At 72.8% G+C, this 19,274-nt stretch carries 15 protein-coding genes and 2 pseudogenes; 7 read left to right on the forward strand and 10 right to left on the reverse strand.

Features of this window, described 5'->3' with window-relative positions; genetic code table 11:
- Window positions 1-144 precede the first annotated feature (144 nt).
- Window positions 145-1,308: an FUSC family protein gene (locus ABZY57_RS27085; protein WP_356516225.1), complete on the forward strand. Its 1,164-nt coding sequence runs from the start codon at window positions 145-147 to the stop codon at window positions 1,306-1,308.
- Window positions 1,309-1,356: 48 nt separating this feature from the next.
- On the opposite strand, the gene ABZY57_RS27090 is transcribed toward ABZY57_RS27085, so the two are convergent.
- On the reverse strand, window positions 1,357-2,778 hold the full coding sequence (locus tag ABZY57_RS27090) for an NAD(P)/FAD-dependent oxidoreductase (protein WP_356516227.1): 1,422 nt from the start codon (window positions 2,776-2,778) through the stop codon (window positions 1,357-1,359).
- A gap of 163 nt (window positions 2,779-2,941) precedes the next feature.
- A complete protein-coding gene (locus ABZY57_RS27095) occupies window positions 2,942-3,766 on the reverse strand; it encodes an inositol monophosphatase (protein ID WP_356516229.1) in 825 nt (274 codons plus the stop codon).
- Between the two features lie 311 nt (window positions 3,767-4,077).
- Between ABZY57_RS27095 and ABZY57_RS27100 the strand changes: the two genes are divergently transcribed.
- Window positions 4,078-5,019: an alpha/beta hydrolase-fold protein gene (locus tag ABZY57_RS27100; protein ID WP_356516231.1), complete on the forward strand. Its 942-nt coding sequence runs from the start codon at window positions 4,078-4,080 to the stop codon at window positions 5,017-5,019.
- A gap of 13 nt (window positions 5,020-5,032) precedes the next feature.
- Here ABZY57_RS27100 and ABZY57_RS27105 read toward each other — a convergent pair whose 3' ends face one another.
- Together ABZY57_RS27105 and ABZY57_RS27110 are read right to left on the reverse strand one after the other, a co-directional pair.
- Window positions 5,033-5,230, reverse strand: coding sequence for a hypothetical protein (locus ABZY57_RS27105; RefSeq protein WP_356516233.1), 198 nt, complete (start codon window positions 5,228-5,230; stop codon window positions 5,033-5,035).
- Window positions 5,231-5,328: 98 nt separating this feature from the next.
- Window positions 5,329-7,791: a tetratricopeptide repeat protein gene (locus tag ABZY57_RS27110; RefSeq protein ID WP_356516235.1), complete on the reverse strand. Its 2,463-nt coding sequence runs from the start codon at window positions 7,789-7,791 to the stop codon at window positions 5,329-5,331.
- A 227-nt stretch (window positions 7,792-8,018) separates the two neighbouring features.
- Between ABZY57_RS27110 and ABZY57_RS27115 the strand changes: the two genes are divergently transcribed.
- On the forward strand, window positions 8,019-8,474 hold the full coding sequence (locus ABZY57_RS27115; RefSeq protein WP_356516237.1) for a carboxymuconolactone decarboxylase family protein: 456 nt from the start codon (window positions 8,019-8,021) through the stop codon (window positions 8,472-8,474).
- A 111-nt stretch (window positions 8,475-8,585) separates the two neighbouring features.
- On the opposite strand, the pseudogene ABZY57_RS27120 reads toward ABZY57_RS27115, so the two are convergent.
- Window positions 8,586-8,684 (reverse strand): annotated as a pseudogene (locus tag ABZY57_RS27120) (respiratory nitrate reductase subunit gamma); the annotation flags it as partial.
- A 223-nt stretch (window positions 8,685-8,907) separates the two neighbouring features.
- Here ABZY57_RS27120 and ABZY57_RS27125 point away from each other — a divergent pair.
- From ABZY57_RS27125 to ABZY57_RS27140, 4 genes are all read left to right on the forward strand, one after another.
- A complete protein-coding gene (locus ABZY57_RS27125; RefSeq protein WP_356516239.1) occupies window positions 8,908-9,294 on the forward strand; it encodes a hypothetical protein in 387 nt (128 codons plus the stop codon).
- Between the two features lie 6 nt (window positions 9,295-9,300).
- Complete coding sequence (locus tag ABZY57_RS27130; protein WP_356516241.1) at window positions 9,301-11,877, forward strand: plasma-membrane proton-efflux P-type ATPase; 2,577 nt, start codon at window positions 9,301-9,303, stop codon at window positions 11,875-11,877.
- A gap of 137 nt (window positions 11,878-12,014) precedes the next feature.
- On the forward strand, window positions 12,015-13,265 hold the full coding sequence (locus ABZY57_RS27135; protein ID WP_356516243.1) for a histidine kinase: 1,251 nt from the start codon (window positions 12,015-12,017) through the stop codon (window positions 13,263-13,265).
- Entirely contained in the window at window positions 13,250-13,921 is a 672-nt protein-coding gene (locus ABZY57_RS27140) for a response regulator transcription factor (protein WP_356516245.1), read from the forward strand. Before ABZY57_RS27135 ends, ABZY57_RS27140 begins: the two co-directional genes overlap by 16 nt.
- A gap of 252 nt (window positions 13,922-14,173) precedes the next feature.
- Here the strand turns inward: ABZY57_RS27140 and ABZY57_RS27145 are convergent, their stop codons facing one another.
- From ABZY57_RS27145 to ABZY57_RS27165, 5 genes and pseudogenes are all read right to left on the reverse strand, one after another.
- Window positions 14,174-15,190: a TIGR03842 family LLM class F420-dependent oxidoreductase gene (locus ABZY57_RS27145; RefSeq protein ID WP_356516247.1), complete on the reverse strand. Its 1,017-nt coding sequence runs from the start codon at window positions 15,188-15,190 to the stop codon at window positions 14,174-14,176.
- Window positions 15,191-15,225: 35 nt separating this feature from the next.
- A complete protein-coding gene (gene hydA / locus ABZY57_RS27150) occupies window positions 15,226-16,626 on the reverse strand; it encodes a dihydropyrimidinase (protein WP_356516249.1) in 1,401 nt (466 codons plus the stop codon).
- Between the two features lie 17 nt (window positions 16,627-16,643).
- Window positions 16,644-17,939 (reverse strand): aspartate aminotransferase family protein, encoded by a 1,296-nt coding sequence (locus tag ABZY57_RS27155; protein ID WP_356516251.1) that lies wholly within the window; start codon window positions 17,937-17,939, stop codon window positions 16,644-16,646.
- Window positions 17,936-18,778 (reverse strand): nitrilase-related carbon-nitrogen hydrolase, encoded by an 843-nt coding sequence (locus tag ABZY57_RS27160; RefSeq protein ID WP_356516253.1) that lies wholly within the window; start codon window positions 18,776-18,778, stop codon window positions 17,936-17,938. Before ABZY57_RS27160 ends, ABZY57_RS27155 begins: the two co-directional genes overlap by 4 nt.
- A 174-nt stretch (window positions 18,779-18,952) precedes the next feature.
- Window positions 18,953-19,274 (reverse strand): annotated as a pseudogene (locus tag ABZY57_RS27165) (hypothetical protein); the annotation flags it as partial.

Here is a 19,274-nt window from a genome sequence, read left to right on the forward strand (position 1 = left end):
GGCGGGGCGGTGGGGTGGCGGGGCGGTGGCCCCGCGCGGTCGGGGCGCCGGAGGCCTTGTCGGGGGGGGGGCCCGGTATGAGCGCGCCCCCCTCCCCCCGCCGCCCGAGCCCGGCCGCGCACGGCGTGACGTAAGGTCCCAAAAGTGAAGGTACCCGGCACCACGGTGGGCACAGCGGACCTGCGGTCCCGGATGACCGCAGGCTTCGGCGACGGCAGCATGGTCCTGCGCGCCGCGATCTCGGCGGGGCTCGCCTGGTGGATCGCCTCCGTGCTGCTGCACTCCGAGTCGGCCTCGCTCGCCCCCGTCGGCGCCATCCTCGCCACGCAGACCACGCCCTTCGCCACCGCGCGCAAGAGCCTGCAGCGGGCGGCCGGCATCCTGTTCGGCTTCCTGCTCGGTGTCGCGGCCACCGCCTCGATCGGCACGAACACAGCAAGCGTCGTCCTCGTGGTCCTGGTCGGCATGTACGCGGGACGCGCGATGAACCTCGGTTCGCAGATGCACCAGATCGCGCTGACCGCCGTGCTCGTGATGGGCGCCGCCACCACTTTCGGGTACGGAGCGGCCCGGCTGGAGGACAACGTCGTCGGCGTGCTCGTCGGCACGTGCGTCGGCCTCGCACTGCCCGCCCCCGGGTTCACCCGCCGCGCCGGCGAGGAACTGGCCCGCCTGAACCGGCAGATGGCCGCGCTGCTCACCGAGATCGCCCGCGGCCTGGCCGAGGACGACTGGTCCGCGCGCACCGGCGACTGGGTCCGGCGGGCCCGCTCCCTGTCCAAGGAGCTCGACACGGTACGCCGGGCCGTCCGCGAGGCGGAGGACGCGATCCGCTGGCGGCCGCGCGGCCGGCTCGCGCGGCCCCGCCTGGACCGGCTCGCCGAAGCCACCCAGTGCCTCGACCACGTCGGCCACCAGGTCCGGGGGATCACCCGCGGCCTGTACAACCTGACCTTCCGCGAAGGCCGGCCGCCCGCCCTGCACTGGGCGCAGCACGAGGAGCACCTGCTGCCCCGGCGGGCGGACGCCCCGGCCGGGCTGGACGGAGCACTGGCCGCGCTCGCCGCGATGCTGGGCGACCTGGCCGACGTACACGCGTCCCCGGACGCCCCCTCGCCCGAGGTGCGGGCCCGCCTGACGGGGCTGCTCGGCGAGGCCGAGACCTGCTTCCTGCGGACCGCGCTGGCGCAGTCGCCCGGCTACGCGGACTGGCGGGTCCTGTGCACCGCCGGGATCCTGGAGGACGCCCGGAAGATGCTCCACGAACTCGACCCCTCGATCGGCCCCCACAAGGGTGCCTTCGGGTAGCCCCCGAGGGCGGCTGCGGAGCACGCCCTCGGGCGACTGCGGGAGTCCTCAGACGCCCATCGCGCGCAGGTGGCGCCAGGCGGCCTTGGCCGCGTTGTGGCCCGACATGCCGTGCACGCCGGGGCCGGGCGGGGTGGCCGAGGAGCACAGGAACACGGCCGGGTGGGCCGTGTTGTACGGGGCCAGAGTGAGCTTGGGGCGCAGCAGGAGCTGGAGCCCGGAGGCGGCTCCGCAGGCGATGTCGCCGCCGACGTAGTTGGGGTTGCGGGCGGCGAGCTGCGGCGGTCCCGCCGTGGCGCGGGCGAGCACCAGGTCGCGGAACCCGGGCGCGAAGCGCTCCAGTTGGCGTTCGACGGCTTCGGTGAGGTCGCCGTCCCAGCCGGCCGGGACGTGCCCGTACACCCAGAAGGTGTGCTTGCCCTCGGGCGCCCGGCCGGGGTCGACCAGGCTGGGCTGGGCGGCGATGAGGAAGGGGGTGCGCGGGACCCGCCCGCCGGAGGCCAGTTGCAGGGCCGCGTCGATGTCGCGGGTGTGCGGTCCGATCTGTACGGTGCCGGCCCGGCGCGGCTCCTCGGCGGTCCAGGGGACGGGGCCGTCCAGGGCGTAGTCCAGCTTGAACACGGAGGCGCCGTAGCGGTAGCCGTCGTAGACGCGTCCCAGGCGGGCGATGCGGGCCAGCGCGGTCGGGGAGGTGTCGAAGACGTACGCCCGGGCCGGCGGCAGGTCGTCGAGCCGCTTGACCTCGAACCCGGTGTGGACGGTCCCGCCGAGGTCGCGCAGGTACCCGGCGAGGGCGTCGGAGATCGACTGCGAGCCGCCGCGCGGCATCGGCCAGCCGTTCGCGTGCGCGGCGAGGGCGAAGACCAGGCCGACGGCGCTGGTCCCGAGCCCGCCGAGCGGGGCGATGACGTGCGCGACGAGCCCCGCGAACAGGGCGCGGGCACGGTCGTCGCGGAAGCGGCTCAGCAGCCAGGTGGAGGGCGGCAGCCCGGCCAGCCCGAAGCGGGCGAGGGTCAACGGGTCACGGGGCAGCGCGGTGTTCGGCAGCGACATGAAGTCCCGGGCGAGGGTGTCCCACTTGCCGAGGAACGGCTCGACCAGCCGCCGGTACGTGCCCGCGTCGCGGGCCCCGAAGGACGCGGCGGTCTCGGCGACGGAACGGGAGAGCACGGCCGCCGTGCCGTCGTCGAAGGGATGCGCCATGGGCAGCGGGGCGTGCAGCCACTCCAGCCCGTACCGCCCCAGCGGCATCGTGGAGAAGACCGGGGAACCGGCGCCGAGCGGGTGTACCGCCGAGCAGGGGTCGTGCCGGAAGCCGGGGAGGGTGAGCTCCTCGGTCCGGGCCCCGCCGCCGACGGTGTCCGAGGCTTCGAAGACGGCCACGGAGAAACCGCGCCGGGCCAGTTCAACGGCGGCCGTCAGCCCGTTGGGCCCGGCCCCCACCACGACCGCATCGAGGATCGACGGCACTTGCGACTCCTTCGTCCGGCGGCGCCACCGCCCCCAGGGTATTGCGCCTGTCCATAGGCGGGCTCCGCGATCCGCGCCGACTCCGTTCGCCCTGGGCTCAGCGGCGGGAGCGGCCGCCGGCCCGGCCAGGCTCCGCGGCCCGGCCACCGGCTCCGCCGCGGCGTCATGCGCCCCGCAGCAGCTCCCGGATCCGTACGGCCGTGGCCTCGTCCCGGCCGACCGCGAACGGCAGCGCGTTGTCCCGGTCCACCCGGAAGGGGACCCCGTCGACGGTGCTCTGGGAGCCTCCCGCCTCGGCAACCAGGAGCAGCCCGGCCGCGTGGTCCCAGGCCGAGGGCCAGTTGAAGGCCAGGCCGTCCATCTCTCCCCGGGCCACCTTCAGGTACTCCAGGCCGGCCGATCCGCACGCGCGGGGGGCCACCCCGGGCACGTCCAGGCGCGCCAGGATCCGCCGCTCCTCCTCGGTGGTGTACAGCGGGTGAGCGGTCGCGACCCGCAGCTCGGCGCCGGGCTGCGGCGAACCGCTCAGGATCCGCTCGCCGTTGACGTACGCGCCCTGTCCGCGCACGGCGGTGGCCATCTCCTCCAGCGCCGGGGCGAAGGTCCAGGAGGCGAGGAGCTCCCCGCGGTGCGCGAGCGCGACCAGGGTGCAGAACTCCGGCTCGCCGTGCACGAACTGGCGGGTCCCGTCGACGGGGTCCACGATCCACACCGGGGCGTCGGCGCGCAGCGCCCCGTACACCCCGGGGTCGGCGTGCACCGCTTCCTCGCCCACCACCGCCGAGCCCGGCAGCAGCCGGGTCAGGGCGGCCGTGAGGTACTCCTCGGCCTTGCGGTCGGCGTCGGTCACCAGATCGTGCGGGCCGCTCTTCTGGTCCACCTCGTGGTCGGCGAGCCGGCGGAATCTCGGCATGATCTCGATCGCCGCCGCTTTGCGAACGGCTTCGTCGACGTCGGACAGGTTCCGGGCGAGGAATTCATCGATCATGCCTCCAGCAAAGCACGCCCGGCTGACAATCCCCACCGCCGGACCGACGGGCGGCCGGACCCCGGGTGGACCACGGATGAACGCTCCGCCGGGCGGACGGGGACGGACGGACGGGGGACGGACGGGCGCGGACAGACGGGCAGGGGCGGACGGGGACGGACGGGCAGGCCGCACCGGCACACCCGGGAAGGCAAGGGGAGGCAAGGGAAGGCAAGGGGAGGTACGGCCGGCTACGGGGCGGCAGCGGGCGGTGAGGACCGGAACCCGGTCCACCTCCTGGTGGGCTCCGGCCGCCCGTGGGCGACGCCTCCGTGACCACCTCCGCGATCTTCGCCGCGCACGGCGGGACCCCGTCGATCAACCCGGTCCAGGTGCCGGTGCGGGTACGGATCCTGCTGCCGGAGGACTACCAGCGGGACCCGGCGCACCCCTACCCCGTGCTCTACCTGCTGCACGGCGGCTCGCGCGACGTCGAGCAGTGGTCGAAGACCGACGAGGGCAACGTCACGGCGAACCTGAAGGACTCCGCCTTCCGGGGCATCGTCGTGATGCCGGAGGGCGGCAAGGCCGGCTGGTACAGCGACTGGCCCGGGCACACCGACGGCTACTTCGCCCCGCAGTGGGAGACCTTCCACATCCAGCAGCTGGTCCCGTGGATCGACGCCAACTTCAACACCGTGCGCGCGGCCTCCGGGCGGGCGGTCGCAGGTGTCTCGATGGGCGGTTACGGCGCCCTGCGCTACGCCGGCCGCCACCCGGAGCTGTTCTCCGCCGTCGGCGCCTTCTCTCCCGGTACGGACATCTTCGACCCGGGCGCGCAGAGCGTCATCGCCAACTCCACCTGGCAGGCCGGGGCATCGATCCTGTGGACGGGCCTGTTCGACGGGAAGTTCCGGGTGACCGGCGACACCCCGTACCGGATGGCCACGGTCTTCGGCCCGCCGAGCACGTGGCCCGGGCAGAACCCGGTCAACCTGGCGCTCGACGGCAAGTACGCCCCGTACGGCGGGAAGATGGCCCTGTACGCGGGCGGCACGGGCGGCACCGGCGAGAAGGAGATCGGCGCCATGACCGCGGCGCTCCACCAGGACCTGAAGGACCGCGCGGTCACCCACCGCTACTGCCGGGGCCCCGGCGACCACGCGTGGCCCTACTGGGGCCCGGAGCTCAAGGACTTCGTGGCCTACGCCTACGGCCCTGCCACGGGGTCCGCGGCCCCCTGTCCCAACGGGTGGGGGCCGCAGACGCCGTAGCGGGACCGCGGGATCAGTGCTCGAACTGGCCGTCCTGGAGGAACTGCGGGCCCTGATCCCCCTGCAGGTACTGCGGGCCCTGCGCCCCGAACGTCCCGTCCTGGCCCTGCGGCGCGACGCTGATGTGGTTGTCGGCGAAGGCCGGGCCCGCGCCCAGCGCGGCCAGGGCGAAGGCCGCGGTGGCGGCTACGGCGGCGGCTCTGATGTTCATGCTGGTCCCCCCGGGTCCGGCCGGCCCCTGGTCGGGCCGGCTCGGAATCAGGCTGTCAGTCCCGCCCGGAGTCCTGCAACAGCATCGGGGCGATCCGCTCAGTGCGCCCCCGCACCGAGCTCCTCCAGGAGCGAGCGCCCCGCCGTGCGGTGCTCCGCGGCCGCGGCCGGGTCCGTGTCGTCGAGCAGGACCGCGATCCCCTCGTGGGCCAGCGCCTCCTCGTGCCGGTAGCCGAGCCCCGGGGCCAGCTCCAGGGCCTGCCGGTGCAGGCGCAGGGCCTCCTCGGGCAGTCCCGCGAGCCGGCAGGTCTCGGCGTAGCCGCCCAGGAAGCGGACCTTCCAGTGTTCCTCGAACAGCTCGTCCAGGAGCGCGAACGCCTCCCGGTGGCTGGCCAGGGCCTCCTCGTACCGGCCCATCCGGCGCAGCCCGACGCCCAGGCAGTTCAGGGCCCACGCCTCGTTGTTCACGTGCCCGTCCTCGCGGGCCAGTGCCAGCGCCCGGTGCAGATGCTCCGACGCCTCCTCGGGCGCCTCCGCTGCGATGGCCACGCCGAGGGTGATGCGGGCCGTCAGGGCGGGCGGCCACGCGGGGTCCGGGTGGGAGACATCCAGCACCTCCCGGGCCCGCCGCGCCGCCTCCTCGCGGTCTCCGAGCTGGAGCAGCGCCCAGGCCTCCGAGGCGGCCGCGTGGGCCGCGCCCGCCGGGAGGCCGGCCTCCCCGTACAGCTTCCCGGCCAGCCGGAAGAGTTCCAGCGGCTCCTCCGCGCTCTCCCGGTCGCCCCGGTCCCAGCTCAAATAGCCACGCCGCAGGGTCAGTTCGGCCTCCGAGCGGGTGTCCCCCGCCTGCGCCACCCGGAGTCCGGCCGCCTCGTAGGCGGCTGTGGCCTCGGCCATCCGGCCCGCGTTGTAGCGCGCGAAGCCCAGGTCGCTGTAGGCCTCGGCCAGGCGCAGCGGATCTCCGAGGCGCTCGGCGGCGGCCAGCGAACGCTCGAAGAGGTGGTTGAGGTGGGTCGTGCCGCAGCGCCGTGCGAAGTACCCGCGCAGGAAGCGCGGCAGCTCGCAGACGTGCACATCCGCACCGACGGCGACCGCCGTCTCGAATGCGGCGATCATCGTCTCGTACTCCGAGACGAGCCAGGAGCAGGCCGCGTTCTTGTCGGCGAACCGCGGCAGTGCGGCCGGCGGCAGGCCCGCGGTGGGCGGGCGTCCCGGTGAGAGCACCGGCATCGCGGTGTCGGCCGCGGCCGCCGCGTGCACGAAGTAGTCGAGGAAGCGGCCCAGCGCGCGCTCCCGGTCGGCCGGGGAGTCCTGCTGCGCGCAGGCTCCGCGCGCGTGCTGGTGGACCAGGTCGTGCAGCCGGTAGCGGCCGGCCGTCGGCTGCTGGACGAGGTGTGCGTCGACCAGGTCCTCCAGCATCTCCCGGGCGGCGTGCAACGGGACGTCCGCCAGGGCGGCGGCCGCGTACGCGTCGAAGGAGCCGCCGGGCAGCAGGCCCAGCATCCGGAACAACCGGGCCTGGGAACGGTCCAGTTGCCGCACGGACATGGCGAACGCGGTGTCGAACTCGCTCGCCCCCTCCGCCAGCCGCTCCACGAGGATGCCCACCGTCCAGCCCGGCCGGTGCCGCAGCCGGGCCGCGGCCAGCCGCAGGGCCAGGGGCAGGTGGCCGCACAGCCGCAGCACCTCGGCGGCGGACTCCGGTTCACGGGCGAGGCGGCCTTCGGGGCCGCCGGTGTCTCCGCTGGCCCGGGCCAGCAGCTCCGCGCTCTCCCGCGGACTGAGCACGTCCAGCGAGACCGGCGGCACCTCGTCCAGGCCCAGCAGCCGGTTGCGGCTCGTGATCAGGACGACGGAGTCACCGGCGCCGGGCAGCAGCGGCCGGACCTGGTCCGCGTCGGCCGCGTTGTCGACGACCACGACGGCCCGCCGGCCCGCCAGTTCCGCGCGCCAGCAGGCGGCCAGCTGTTCGAGGCCCTCCTGCGGGACCCTCTCGGACGGCACGTCGAGGGCCCCGAGCAGCATCCGCAGCGCGGAGTCGGGATCGAGGGGGTCCCGGCCTTCGGTGAATCCGTGCAGGTCCACGTAGAGCTGGGCGTCCGGATAGTCGGCGGCGAGCCGGTGCGCGGCGTGCACCGCCAGGCAGGTCTTGCCCACGCCCGCCATGCCGTCGACGGCGACCCCCCGGTGGCTGTCCACCGCGGCGAGCACGGCGGCGAGTTGGGCCTCGCGTCCGGTGAAGTCGCTGACGTCGCGCGGCAGGTCGTTGCGGGGCTTCGGCTGGACCTGGCGGCTGGCCTTCGGGGGCGCCGGCAGCGGGTTGGCGGACCCGAGTTCCCACAGGGGGCGCAGGGGGCGCGGATCGCGTTTGACCAGTCGGCAGAGGGCGACCACCGCGGTCCAGGGCGGCACGGTCTGGCCGCTGAGGTAGCGCGAGAGCGAGGAGGAGCTCAGTCCCGCATCCCTGGCGAGGGCCCGTACCCCGAGCCCGGACACCTCCTGGAGCCGCCGCAGCCGTGCGGCCAGCTCGTCCTGCGGGTCGGCCTTGGCCGTCCGCCGTTCCATGTCCACGGTTCCCCCCGTATCCCTGTCCCGCCGCGACCGGATTATCCCGGGCCGCATATCCGCAGGTCAAGGATGTTCCGCCTGTCCCAGCATGTCCCACCGCCATCGCCGCGGCGGGCCGCGGCGGCTGTTATGGAGTCACACCCCGAGGGGGAACCGGAACACCTGAAAGAGCCGGAAGGCCGGAAAGCCGGAAAGCCGGAAGCCCAGAAGAGGAGCACACCGAGATGCAGTCCCGTATGCAGAACCCCGCCGTCGTCCTCAACAGCGCGATGCAGCCCATCCAGGACCTCTTCAAGGCCGTGCACTCCGGTGGAGTGGACGGGCAGATCCTGGAGCTGGTGCATCTGCGGGTGAGCCAGATCAACGGGTGCAGCGCCTGTGTGGACGGCGGCGCCAAGTCGGCCCGCAAGGCCGGGGTGAGCGACGAGCGGCTGGCCACGGTCGCCGCCTGGCGCGAGACCCCGTACTTCAGCGAAGAGGAGCGGGCGGCCCTGCTGCTCGCCGAGGCCGCGACCCGGCTGGCCGACCGCCCCGACGCGGTGAGCGACGAGGTCTGGGACACGGCCGCCACCTACTTCGACGAGAAGCAGCTGGCCGCGATCGTCCTGATGATCGGTGTCACCAACTTGTTCAACCGGCTCAACGCCACGACCCGCCAGATCGCCGGCGCGTGGGGCTGACGGGCGCGGAGCACCTCGCCCCATCACGGCTCCGAAGGTGCTGCCCGTGGGAGCGGGCAGCGCCTTCGGAGCCGGGGCCCCTCGGGTAGCGGGTGGCAGGTCGCGGATCGCGGCGTGCATCGGCTCGGCGACCAGGCCCAGCACGATCGCGGCGAGCAGGACGACGTACATGAGCTTGTCGTTGCGGGTGGTGGCCCGGTCCTGCGGAGCGAGCTCCGATGCGCACGCCAAGAGGCGTGGAGTGCTCACTTCCGCTTACGAGAAGTCCCGGCGGGGTCGGCGGTGGCCCCCTGAGGACAGGTCGTTCGCGGCCCCCGCCGTGTTCTCCGCGGGCGTTTCCTGGAGGAGGTCGGAGTGAGACCGGGCACCGGCCCCCGTTGGCACCGCAGCAGATGCGGACGAGAAGTCCACCACTGGTCACGAGGAACACGCGATGACCGCGACCGACGAATTCAGCACCTTCACCGCTTTCTCCCCCCGCACGGAATTCCCCCCGCACACCGAATTCACCCCCCACACCGCTCCCGAGGTCCTCCACGAGTCCTACGCCTTCACCTGCCTCGACTGCGGGCTCGGCTGGGAGAAGCAGTACGACGTCCAGCACTACATCGACGGCACCGGCGTCCAGCGCACCCTGTGCACCGTGGACGGCGAGCGCGTCCCGTCCCCGCTGACCCGCTCCGAATGCGCGGGGTGCGGCGGCCACGTCATCCGCATCCTGCGGGCCGGCACCGTCGACGCCGCCCGCATGGCGATGACGAGCGGCGCCCGCCCCATGGAGATCCCCTCGTTCCTGTCCCTGCTGCACGGAAGCAGGTGACGGGTCATGAGCACGGAGATCTTCCCCACCGTCCCCGCCACCGCGGCCTCCCTCACCCCCGCCACCGGACCGGCCGAATCCGGGGAACCCGCGGAATCCGGGGAACCCGAGGAACCCGGGGAACCCGAGGAACCCGAGGATTTCGAGCCCCCCGCCTCCTGGCCGGACGGGCTCACCACCGCCGAGGCACGCCGTCTCCTGCGGGAGCACGGTCCGAACGAGATCGCCGAGGAGCACAAGAACCCGCTGCGGGAGTTCCTCGGCTACTTCTGGGCCCCCATCCCCTGGATGATCGAGACCGCGCTGATCCTCTCGATCGTCGTCCAGCACTGGGTCGACGTCGCCATCATCGGCGTCCTGCTCGCCGTCAACGGCGTGGTGGCGTTCATGGAGGAGCACGAGGCCGCCAACGCCATCGCCGCCCTCAAGCAGCGGCTCGCCACCGAGGCCCGCGTGCTGCGTGACGGGGTGTGGCGCACGGAGGCCGTCCGGGAACTGGTTCCGGGCGACATCGTCCGGGTCCGGCTCGGGGACGTCGTCCCCGCCGACGTACGGGCCCTCGGGACCGGCACCCTCGACGTCGACCAGGCCGCCCTCACCGGCGAGTCCCTGCCCGTCGAGCGCGGCCGCGGCGAAACCCTGTACTCCGGTTCGGTGATCGTGCGGGGTGAGACCGACGCCGTCGTCGAGGGCACCGGCGCGAACAGCTTCTTCGGCAGGACCACCGCCCTCGTCGGCGAGGCCGGCACCGTCAGCCACCTCCAGCAGGCCGTCCTCAAGATCGGCAACTATCTGATCCTGCTGGCCGTCGCCCTGGTCACCCTCACCGTGGTCGTGTCGGTGGCCCGCGGCAACGCGGTGCTCTCCGTCATGGAGTTCGCGCTCGTCGTCGTCATCGCCTCCGTCCCGGTCGCCCTGCCCGCCGTCATGTCCGTGACGCTCGCCGTCGGCGCCCGCAACCTCGCCAGGCGCGGAGCCCTGGTGTCCCACCTGCCCGCCGTCGAGGAACTGGGCAGCATCGACGTCCTGTGCTCCGACAAGACCGGCACCCTCACCGAGAACCGCCTCGCGATCCAGGACCCCTGGATCCCGGACGGTGTCGACCAGGACGACCTGCTCGGCTCCGCCGCCCTGGCCTCCCGTGCCGAGAACGGCGACCCCATCGACCGGATCGTCGTCTCCACCGCCACCGACCGGCTGGCCGGCTCCGACACCGGCTGGGCGCTCGGCGTCCCGGTCACCGACTTCGTCCCCTTCGACCCGGTCACCAAGCGCACCGAGGCCACCGTCGGCTTCGGCGCCGGCCCCGGACCGAGCCCGGACACGTACCACGTGAGCAAGGGCGCCCCGCAGGTCATCGCGCAGCTCTGCGACGGCGACCCGGCCGCCGCGCACGTCGCCGCGATCGCCGACTCCTTCGCCGCCCGCGGCTTCCGCTCCCTGGGCGTGGCCCGGACCGACGAGTCGGGCGCCTGGCGCCTCCTCGGCATCCTCCCGCTGGCCGACCCCCCGCGCGAGGACACCGCCGACACCGTGGCCGCCGCGAACGGACTGGGCGTCTCCGTCAAGATGGTCACCGGCGACCAGGTGGCGATCAGCCGGGAGCTGGCCCGTCAGATCGGGATGGGCGACCACATCCTCGACACCCACGCCCTGGACGCCGACAGGCCGGCGGCGGAGCTCGCCGAACTCGTCGAGATCTCGGACGGATTCGCGCAGGTCTTCCCGGAGCACAAGTACCGCATCGTCAAGATGCTCCAGGAGCGCGGCCACATCGTCGGCATGACCGGCGACGGGGTCAACGACGCTCCCGCGCTCAAGCAGGCCGACGCCGGCATCGCCGTGGCCGACGCCACGGACGCCGCGCGGGCCGCCGCCGACGTGGTGCTGCTGACCCCGGGCCTGTCGGTCATCTCCCACGCGATCAGCCAGGCCCGGGAGATCATCCAACGGATGGTCAACTACGCCACGTACCGCATCACGGAAACCATCCGGGTCCTCGGCCTGATCACCCTGACGATCGTCGCCTACAACTTCTTCCCGGTCACCGCGATGATGATCGTGCTGCTGGCCCTGCTGAACGACGGCGCGATCCTGACGATCGCCTACGACAAGGTCCGCGGCTCGCGGGGGCCCGTGACCTGGGACATGCGCAGCGTGCTGACCGTGGCCACCGTGCTGGGTGTGGTGGGCGTCGCCGAAACCTTCCTGCTCTTCGTCCTCGGCCGGGAGGTCTTCCACCTGAGCGACGGTCTGATCCACTCGCTGGTCTACCTGAGCCTGTCGGTCTCCGGCCAGCTGACCATCTTCGTGACCCGCACCCGCGGCCGCTTCTGGACCTCCCCGGCCCCGGCCCGGCCGCTGCTGATCGCGGTGTGCGCCGCCCAGGCCATCGCCACCCTCGTCACCGTGTTCGGCGTGGGCATGACCCCGCTCGGCTGGGGCTGGGCGGCGGCCGTCTGGGGCTACGCGATCTGCTGCTTCCTCCTGGAGGACCAGCTCAAGCTCGCCGCCCACTGGTTCCTGGACCGGCGCCCCGCCGTCCGGGCCGCGACGGCCGGCGCACCGACCCAGGTGCACTGACGCGCGCGGCACGCAGCACGCAGGTCCCGCCCGGACGCGCTCCCGGCGGGACCCGCCGTGTCGCGGCCCGGGCCGGGGCCCCCGCCGATGGCAGGGTGCTCGTACGACGGGACGAGACGAGGCGAGGAGGAGAACCCGTGCAGTCGCCCGGCACCGAGACCGACACCGGCACCGTCCGTGCCCCGCACCGGTACGGCCCCCTCGCCTGGGACCGGATCGCGGCGGGCGCCTGCCTGCTGGTCAGCATCCCCTTCGAGGTCTTCGCCGAGGTCACCCACGCATCCTGGGCCGCGCACCCCCTCCTGCGCTGGTTCGGCATCCTCGCCGCCTGCGCCGCCCTGCTGTGGCGCCGCACCCGCTTCCCGCTCGCCGCGGTCGTGATTCTCGTCGCGACCGCCCTGAGCGCGAAGTTCGCCGCCCTGTTCTTCCTCGCCTACGCCGCCGGGCGCTACCAACGCCGCTCCTACGCCTGGTGGTTCGGTGCGGCGGCCACCTCCGAGCTGATCGCCGTCGGCGCTCTCGGCTCCGGCCCACCGCTGGTCCAGGACAGCTCCCCCGCCGGCGTCGCCCTGCTCACCGCCGCCGTGGCCATGACCGTCATGGTCGGGATCACCCGCGCCCGCCACTTGGCGGAGCGGGCCCGCGCCGAGGAGGTGGCCCGGGAGCGGGCGGCCGAGGCGGTCAACGCCGAGCGGCGAAGGCTCGTACGGGAGTTCCACGATCTGCTCGGCCACGACGTGGCTCTGCTGAACATCCTGATCGAGGCGCTACGGGGCTCCGTGGGAGGCCGGAACGAGGCCGCGGACGGGCTGCTCGACGCGGCGCAGAAGCAGTGCGCGGCCGCCACGGACCACCTGCGCGGCATGACCGCCGTGCTGCGGCTGCGCGAGCTGGACGCACCGCCGGCGACCGGTCCGGGTCCCCGTCCGGGTACGGCCGAGCTCGACGCCCTGGGCCGCTCGCTCGACAGCGTCCGCGCGGCGGGGGTCGACGTACGGCTCACGGACGGGTTCGCGGAGGCCTTCGGCCGGCTGCCGGCCGCGCACCAGGAAGCCGCCCGCCGGGTGGTCACCGAAGGGCTGACCAACATCCTGCGGTACGCGCCCGGTGCGGCCGTACGGATCAGCCTGCGGACCGGGCCGGCCGGGCCGGCCAACTGGACGCTCGACGTCCGCAACGGTCCGCCCGGCGCACCCGTACGGTCGCTCGCGCCGGGCACCGGCCTCGGACAGGTCGGGCTGCGGGGCCGGCTGGAGGCGCTCGGCGGCACCCTCGAAGCCGGGCCCACGGCGGACGGAGACGCAGACGGGGGCGACGGAGACGGCTACCTGCTCCGCGCCCGCGTCACCCCCACACACGAAGGAGGAGAGCAGTGCTCCGCATTGTGATCACCGATGACGAGGACGTCATCCGTGCGGGACTCAGGACCATCCTCACCGTCCAGGACGACATCGAAGTCGTCGGCGAGGCGGGCAACGGAGCCGAGGCCCTGGCGGTCGTCGCCGAACAGGACCCCGACGTCGTCGTCCTGGACCTCGCCATGCCCGGAGGACCCGACGGCGCCGAAACCGCCCGCCTCCTGCGCGAGGGCCACCCCGGCCTCGGCATCCTCGTCCTGACCACCATCGCCGACGAGGAGCACGTGGCCCGGGTCTGGCGGGCCGGAGCCGACGGCTACCTGCTGAAGACCGCCTCGGGGGCCGAGATGCGCGAGGCGGTGCACAGCGCGGCCGAACACCACGCGGTGCTCAGCCCCGCCGTGATCTCCACCGTCATGAGCCGCTTCTCCACCCACCACCACCCGGCCCCGACCCCCGAGGTCATGGCACGCATCCGCGCCCTCTCGCAGGGCGAGCTGCGCTGCGTGGTCGCCCTCGCCGACGGGCTCGGCAACCGCGAGATCGGTGCACGGCTCGGCCTGGCCGAGGGCACCGTCAAGACCCATCTCTCCCGCGCCCTCCACAAATTCGGCCTCGACAACCGCACTCAGCTCGCCCTCCTGGCCAACGACCAACGCGAACTCCTCACCGCCCTCCTCCGCTGAGCCGGCCGGGCGGTCCACCGGTGAGCACCCCTCACGGGGCTGCCCCCAGCGCCCGCAGCGCGAGGGCCGTGAACCGGATGTCTCGTCCGGCTCACGCCTTGTCTGATCGCCCATCCTGGAGCACGGTGCGAAGCCCGTCTCTGCGCAATCGCGGCAAGAGGCGACACGTGAGTTCGTGCAACATGCCGAGAGGCGTGAGCACGGCGGGATGCCATGCTCGATTCCACCTCCCTCCCCCGTTCCGCCCTGCGGCTACCGGCCGAGCGCGGGGATGACGTGCCGGCCGTAGGCGTCGATGGTCGCCTCGCGGGCGTCGTGCATGTCGTAGACGGCGAACTGGTCGACGCCGAGGGCTTGCAGGGCGCGGAGCTTCTCGATGTGGGCCTCGGCCGGGCCCAGGAGACAGAAGCGGTCGACGATCTCGTCGGGGACGAAGTCGGTGGACGGGTTCCCGGCCCGGCCGTGGTGGCTGTAGTCGTAGCCCTGCCGGGACTTGACGTACTCCGTCAGCTCGTCCGGGACCATCGAGGAGTGCTCCCCGTAGCGGGAGACCAGGTCGGCGACGTGGTTGCCGACCATGCCGCCGAACCACCGGCACTGATCGCGGGCGTGGGCCAGGGCCTGCGCCGAGTCGTCCGCCGTGACGTACGCCGGGGCCGCCACGCAGATGGTGATCGAGTCCGGGTCGCGGCCCGCCTCCACGGCGGCCTGGCGGACCGCCTTGACCATCCACTCGGTGAGGTAGAGGTCCGCGAGCTGGAGGATGAACCCGTCTGCCTTCTGCCCAGCCAGGGCGAGGGCCTTGGGTCCGTACGCGGCCATCCAGACGGGCAGTTTCCCGTCCTTGATCCAGGGGATCCGGATCGGGTTGCCGTCGACCTGCGCCTCGCGGCCCTCCGCGAGGTCACGGATGACGCCGATGGCCTCGCCGAGGCGGGCCAGCGTGTTGGGTGCGCGCCCGGCGACCCGCATCGCCGAGTCGCCGCGGCCGATCCCGCAGACCGTGCGGTTGCCGTACATGTCGTTCAGCGTCGCGAAGGTGGAGGCGGTGACCTCCCAGGTGCGGGTGCCCGGGTTGGTGACCATCGGACCCACGTGCATCTTCTGCGTGTTGGCCAGGATCTGGCTGTAGATGACGAAGGGTTCCTGCCAGAGGACCGCCGAGTCGAAGGTCCAGCCGTAGCGGAATCCGTTGCGCTCGCCGCGCTTCATGAGGCTGACGACCTGGGAGGCCGGCGGGTCGGTTTGCAGGACGAGGCCGAAGTCCATGCATGGCTCCTTGCTGCTGCGTGCGGGCTTGCGGCTTACAGGTACTGGCAGGTGGAGCGGGGGATGAAGGCCCCATGACCGGCCCGGCCGGTGAACTCCCGCCGGTCGATGACGAGTTCGCCCCGCGACAGGACCGTGTCGACGCGTCCGGTGATCCGCTTGCCCTCGTACGCCGAGTAGTCCACGTTCATGTGGTGCGTCTCGGCGGAGATGACCTGCTCGGCGTGCGGATCGTAGAGAACGATGTCGGCGTCGGAACCGGGGGCGATGGTGCCCTTCTGCGGGTAGAGGCCGAACATCCGGGCCGGGGTCGCGCAGGCGATCTCGATCCAGCGGCGGCGGCTGATGTGCCCGTCCAGGACGGCCTGGTGGAGGAGGTCCATGCGGTTCTCCACCCCCGGCAGCCCGTTCGGGATCTTCGAGAAGTCCCCCCGGCCCAGCTCCTTCTGCCCCCGGAAGCAGAACGGGCAGTGGTCGGTGGAGACCACCTGGAGGTCGTTCGTCCGCAGACCCCGCCACAGGGCCGCCTGGTGCTCGCGCGGACGCAGGGGGGTGGAGCAGACGTACTTGGCACCCTGGAAGTCCGGCTCCGCCAGGTTGTCGGTGGACAGGAAGAGGTACTGCGGACAGGTCTCGCCGAAGACCGGCAGGCCCTTGTCCCGTGCGGCGGCCAGTTCGGCCACCGCCTCCTCCGCCGAGACGTGGACCACGTACAGCGGGGCGCCGGCCACCCGGGCGAGCTGGATCGCCCGGTGGGTGGCCTCGGCTTCGAGGAGCACCTTGCGGACCTCGCCGTGGTGGCGCGGGTCCGTCTCCCCCCGCGCCAGGGCCTGTTCGACGAGGACGTCGATCGCGATGCCGTTCTCGGCGTGCATCATGATCAGCCCGCCGTTGCCCGACGCCCGCTGCATCGCCCGCAGGATCTGCCCGTCGTCGCTGTAGAAGACCCCGGGATAGGCCATGAACAGCTTGAAGGAGGTGACCCCCTCCCCCACCAGGTGGTCCATCTCCTTCAGGGTCCGCTCGTTGACGTCCGAGAGGATCATGTGGAAGGCGTAGTCGACGGCGCACTTGCCGTCAGCCTTGTCGTACCAGGTGTCCAGGCCCTCGCGCAGGGCGTGCCCCGGCGTCTGTACGGCGAAGTCCACGATGGTGGTGGTACCGCCCCAGGCGGCGGCCCGGGTACCGGTCTCGAAGGTGTCGGAGGCCGCCGTGCCGCCGAAGGGCAGCTCCATGTGGGTGTGGGCGTCGACCCCGCCGGGGATGACGTACTTCCCGCTCGCGTCGATCGTCCGGTCGGCCGTCCAGGTCTCGGCGGCCGCCGTGCCGTGTGCCGCGAGCGCGGCGACCCGGCCGTCCTCGATCAGCACGTCGGCGTGGAGCTCGTCGGACGCGGTGATGACGAGCCCGCCGCGGATGAGGGTGCGGATGCTCATGTACGTCTCCCCCGGTGTCAGTTGAGGCTTCTGAGGGCCTCGGCGAGGATCTCGGCGCCCTCTTCCGCCTCGGCGACGGTGAGGGAGAGCGGCGGCGCGATGCGCAGCACGCTGGTGTTGTGGCCGCCGCCCTTGCCGAGCAGCAGGCCGCCGGCCCGGGCGGCCTCCAGTACGGCGGTGGCCGCGTCCGGGTCGGCCTGGTCGGTGCCGGGCTTCGTCAGCTCCAGACCGGCCATCAGGCCCCGGCCGCGCACCTCCCGTACGGCGGGCACGGTCGCGGCGATGGCCCGCAGCCGCTCCAGCAGCAGGCCGCCGACGCGGCGGGCGTTGCCCTGGAGGTCGTGTTCGAGGAGGTAGGCGAGGTTGGCGACGCCGGCGGCCATGGTGACCGGGGAACCGCCGAAGGTGGAGATGGAGTTGGAGTCGAGGCAGTTCATCACCTCGGCGCGGGCCACGACTCCGCCGATGGACATGCCGTTGCCGATGCCCTTGGCGAAGGTGATGATGTCCGGCGGGCCGTTCTGGGCGTGGGCCTGCCAGCCCCAGAAGTGCTCGCCGGTACGACCCCAGCCGGTCTGCACCTCGTCGCTGATCCAGAGGATGCCGTGCCGGTCGAGGACCTCGCGGAAGGCCCCGTAGAGCCCGTCGGGCGGTGAGGTGAATCCGCCCACGCCCTGCACCGGTTCGGCGATGAGCGCGGCGACCCCGCCGCGCGCCTGGCCGAGTACGTCCTCCAGGTCGGCGACGGCCGCGGCGGTGAAGGCGGTGTCGTCGAGGTGGGCGAAGGGGCCGCGGGTGCGGACCGCGCCGTGGACGTAGTAGGTCTGGAGCGGCGAGAGGCTGGTCGGGGACCAGCCGCGGTTGCCGGTGATCGAGACGGTGGAGAAGGAGCGGCCGTGGTAGCTGTTGCGCATCGCCAGGATCTGGTTGGAGCGGCGGTACGTCGTCGCGAGCAGCAGGGCGGTGTCGTTGGCCTCGGTGCCGGACGTGGTGAAGAAGACCCTGGCTTCGGGGATGCCGGACAACGCCGAGACGCGCTCGGCCAGTTCGATCATCGGCCGGTTGAGGTACAGGGTGGAGGAGTGGATGATCCGTCCGGCCTGTTCGGAGACGGCCTTGGTGACCTCCGGCAGGGCGTGGGCGGTCATCGTGGTGAGGATGCCGCCGAAGAAGTCCAGGTAGCGGTTGCCGTCCGCGTCCCAGACGTGGCGGCCCTCGCCGTGGGTGAGTTCGAGGGGGCGGTCGTAGTAGAGCGCGAGCCAGTCGGGCAGGACGGAGCGGTGCCGGCTGTGCAGGGGGATCGGGTTGGTCACGGCTGTACGAGTCCTCCGTAGGCGTCGGGGCGGCGGTCGCGATAGAAGGCCCACTGGTCGCGGACCTCCTTGATGAGGTCGAAATCGAGGTCGCGGACGAGGAGTTCCTCCTCCTTGTCGCTGGCGACCTCCCCGACGAACTGGCCGCGCGGGTCGACGAAGTAGCTGGTGCCGTAGAAGTCGTTGTCGCCGTACTCCTCCTGGCCCACGCGGTTGATGGCGGCGACGAAGTACTCGTTGGCGACGGCGGAGGCGGGCTGTTCCAACTGCCACAGGTATCCGGAGAGCCCCCGGGAGGTGGCGGACGGGTTGTAGACCAACTGGGCGCCGTTCAGACCGAGTTCCCGCCAGCCTTCCGGGAAGTGGCGGTCGTAGCAGATGTAGACGCCGACCTTGCCGACGGCGGTGTCGAAGACGGGGAAACCGAGGTTGCCCGGGCGGAAGTAGTACTTCTCCCAGAAGCCCCTGACCTGGGGGATGTGGTGCTTGCGGTACTTGCCGAGGTAGCTGCCGTCGGCGTCGATGACCGCGGCCGTGTTGTAGTAGAAGCCCTCGGCCTCCAGCTCGAAGACCGGTACGACGATCACCATGCCGGTCTCGCGGGCGAGGGCCTGCATCCGCCGGACGGTGGGGCCGTCGGGGACCGCCTCGGCCCAGCGGTAGTGCTCGGGCTCCTGGACCTGGCAGAAGTAGGGGGCGTTGAAGACTTCCTGGAAGCCGATGATCTGCGCACCCTGGGCGGCGGCCCGGCGGGCGTGCTCCTCGTGTTTGGCGATCATCGACTCGGTGTCTCCCGTCCAGGTGGCCTGGACGAGTGCGGCGCGGACGACTTGGGCCATGAGCTGCTCCTCGCGACGGGGTACGCCGGCTTCTACGCACGTAGAGGGTGTACGACGGCTGCGCGTAGGGAGTTGAAGGTAGGCCTCGTCCAGGCCCGGGGCAAGACCGCCTTGCGCGGTTGGAGTAGTCGATCACCAAACGCAGGAGTTACGTCGACACCTGGTCGATTCCGGTCAGGTGACGGGCAGATTCGCGACTCGAAGCGCATGCAACAGGTCACGGTGATGAGCCCCCGAGAGCGCTTCCGCGGCGCGGAGCAGGCGGGGCGCGAACCACCTGGGGTCCCGGCGGGCGAGCCGGGCCGATTCCTCGGCGGTGCGGACCCGGACGAAGGCGGCGAGCAGTGCGTCGGCCTCCCGGGTGTGGCCGGCCGTCCCGAGCACGAGGGCGATCTCGGCGATCTCGGCGGCCGGGCGGGCCGCACCCTGGCGCAGCAGGGCGTCGCGGTCGGCCGGCCCGAGCGCGACGGCGGCCGCGGCGAACCGGGCGGGCGGC

The sequence above is a fragment of the Streptomyces sp. NPDC006450 genome (assembly GCF_040612195.1).
Lineage (GTDB): Bacteria > Actinomycetota > Actinomycetes > Streptomycetales > Streptomycetaceae > Streptomyces.

Excerpts from the sequence above, each read along its gene's own strand:
- ABZY57_RS27095 (WP_356516229.1), bottom strand. The coding sequence starts at position 3,766 with ATGATCGATGAATTCCTCGCCCGGAACCTGTCCGACGTCGACGAAGCC.
- ABZY57_RS27105 (WP_356516233.1), bottom strand. The coding sequence starts at position 5,230 with ATGAACATCAGAGCCGCCGCCGTAGCCGCCACCGCGGCCTTCGCCCTG.
- ABZY57_RS27110 (WP_356516235.1), bottom strand. The coding sequence starts at position 7,791 with ATGGAACGGCGGACGGCCAAGGCCGACCCGCAGGACGAGCTGGCCGCA.
- ABZY57_RS27115 (WP_356516237.1), top strand. The coding sequence starts at position 8,019 with ATGCAGTCCCGTATGCAGAACCCCGCCGTCGTCCTCAACAGCGCGATG.
- ABZY57_RS27125 (WP_356516239.1), top strand. The coding sequence starts at position 8,908 with ATGACCGCGACCGACGAATTCAGCACCTTCACCGCTTTCTCCCCCCGC.
- ABZY57_RS27130 (WP_356516241.1), top strand. The coding sequence starts at position 9,301 with ATGAGCACGGAGATCTTCCCCACCGTCCCCGCCACCGCGGCCTCCCTC.
- ABZY57_RS27145 (WP_356516247.1), bottom strand. The coding sequence starts at position 15,190 with ATGGACTTCGGCCTCGTCCTGCAAACCGACCCGCCGGCCTCCCAGGTC.
- hydA (WP_356516249.1), bottom strand. The coding sequence starts at position 16,626 with ATGAGCATCCGCACCCTCATCCGCGGCGGGCTCGTCATCACCGCGTCC.
- ABZY57_RS27160 (WP_356516253.1), bottom strand. The coding sequence starts at position 18,778 with ATGGCCCAAGTCGTCCGCGCCGCACTCGTCCAGGCCACCTGGACGGGA.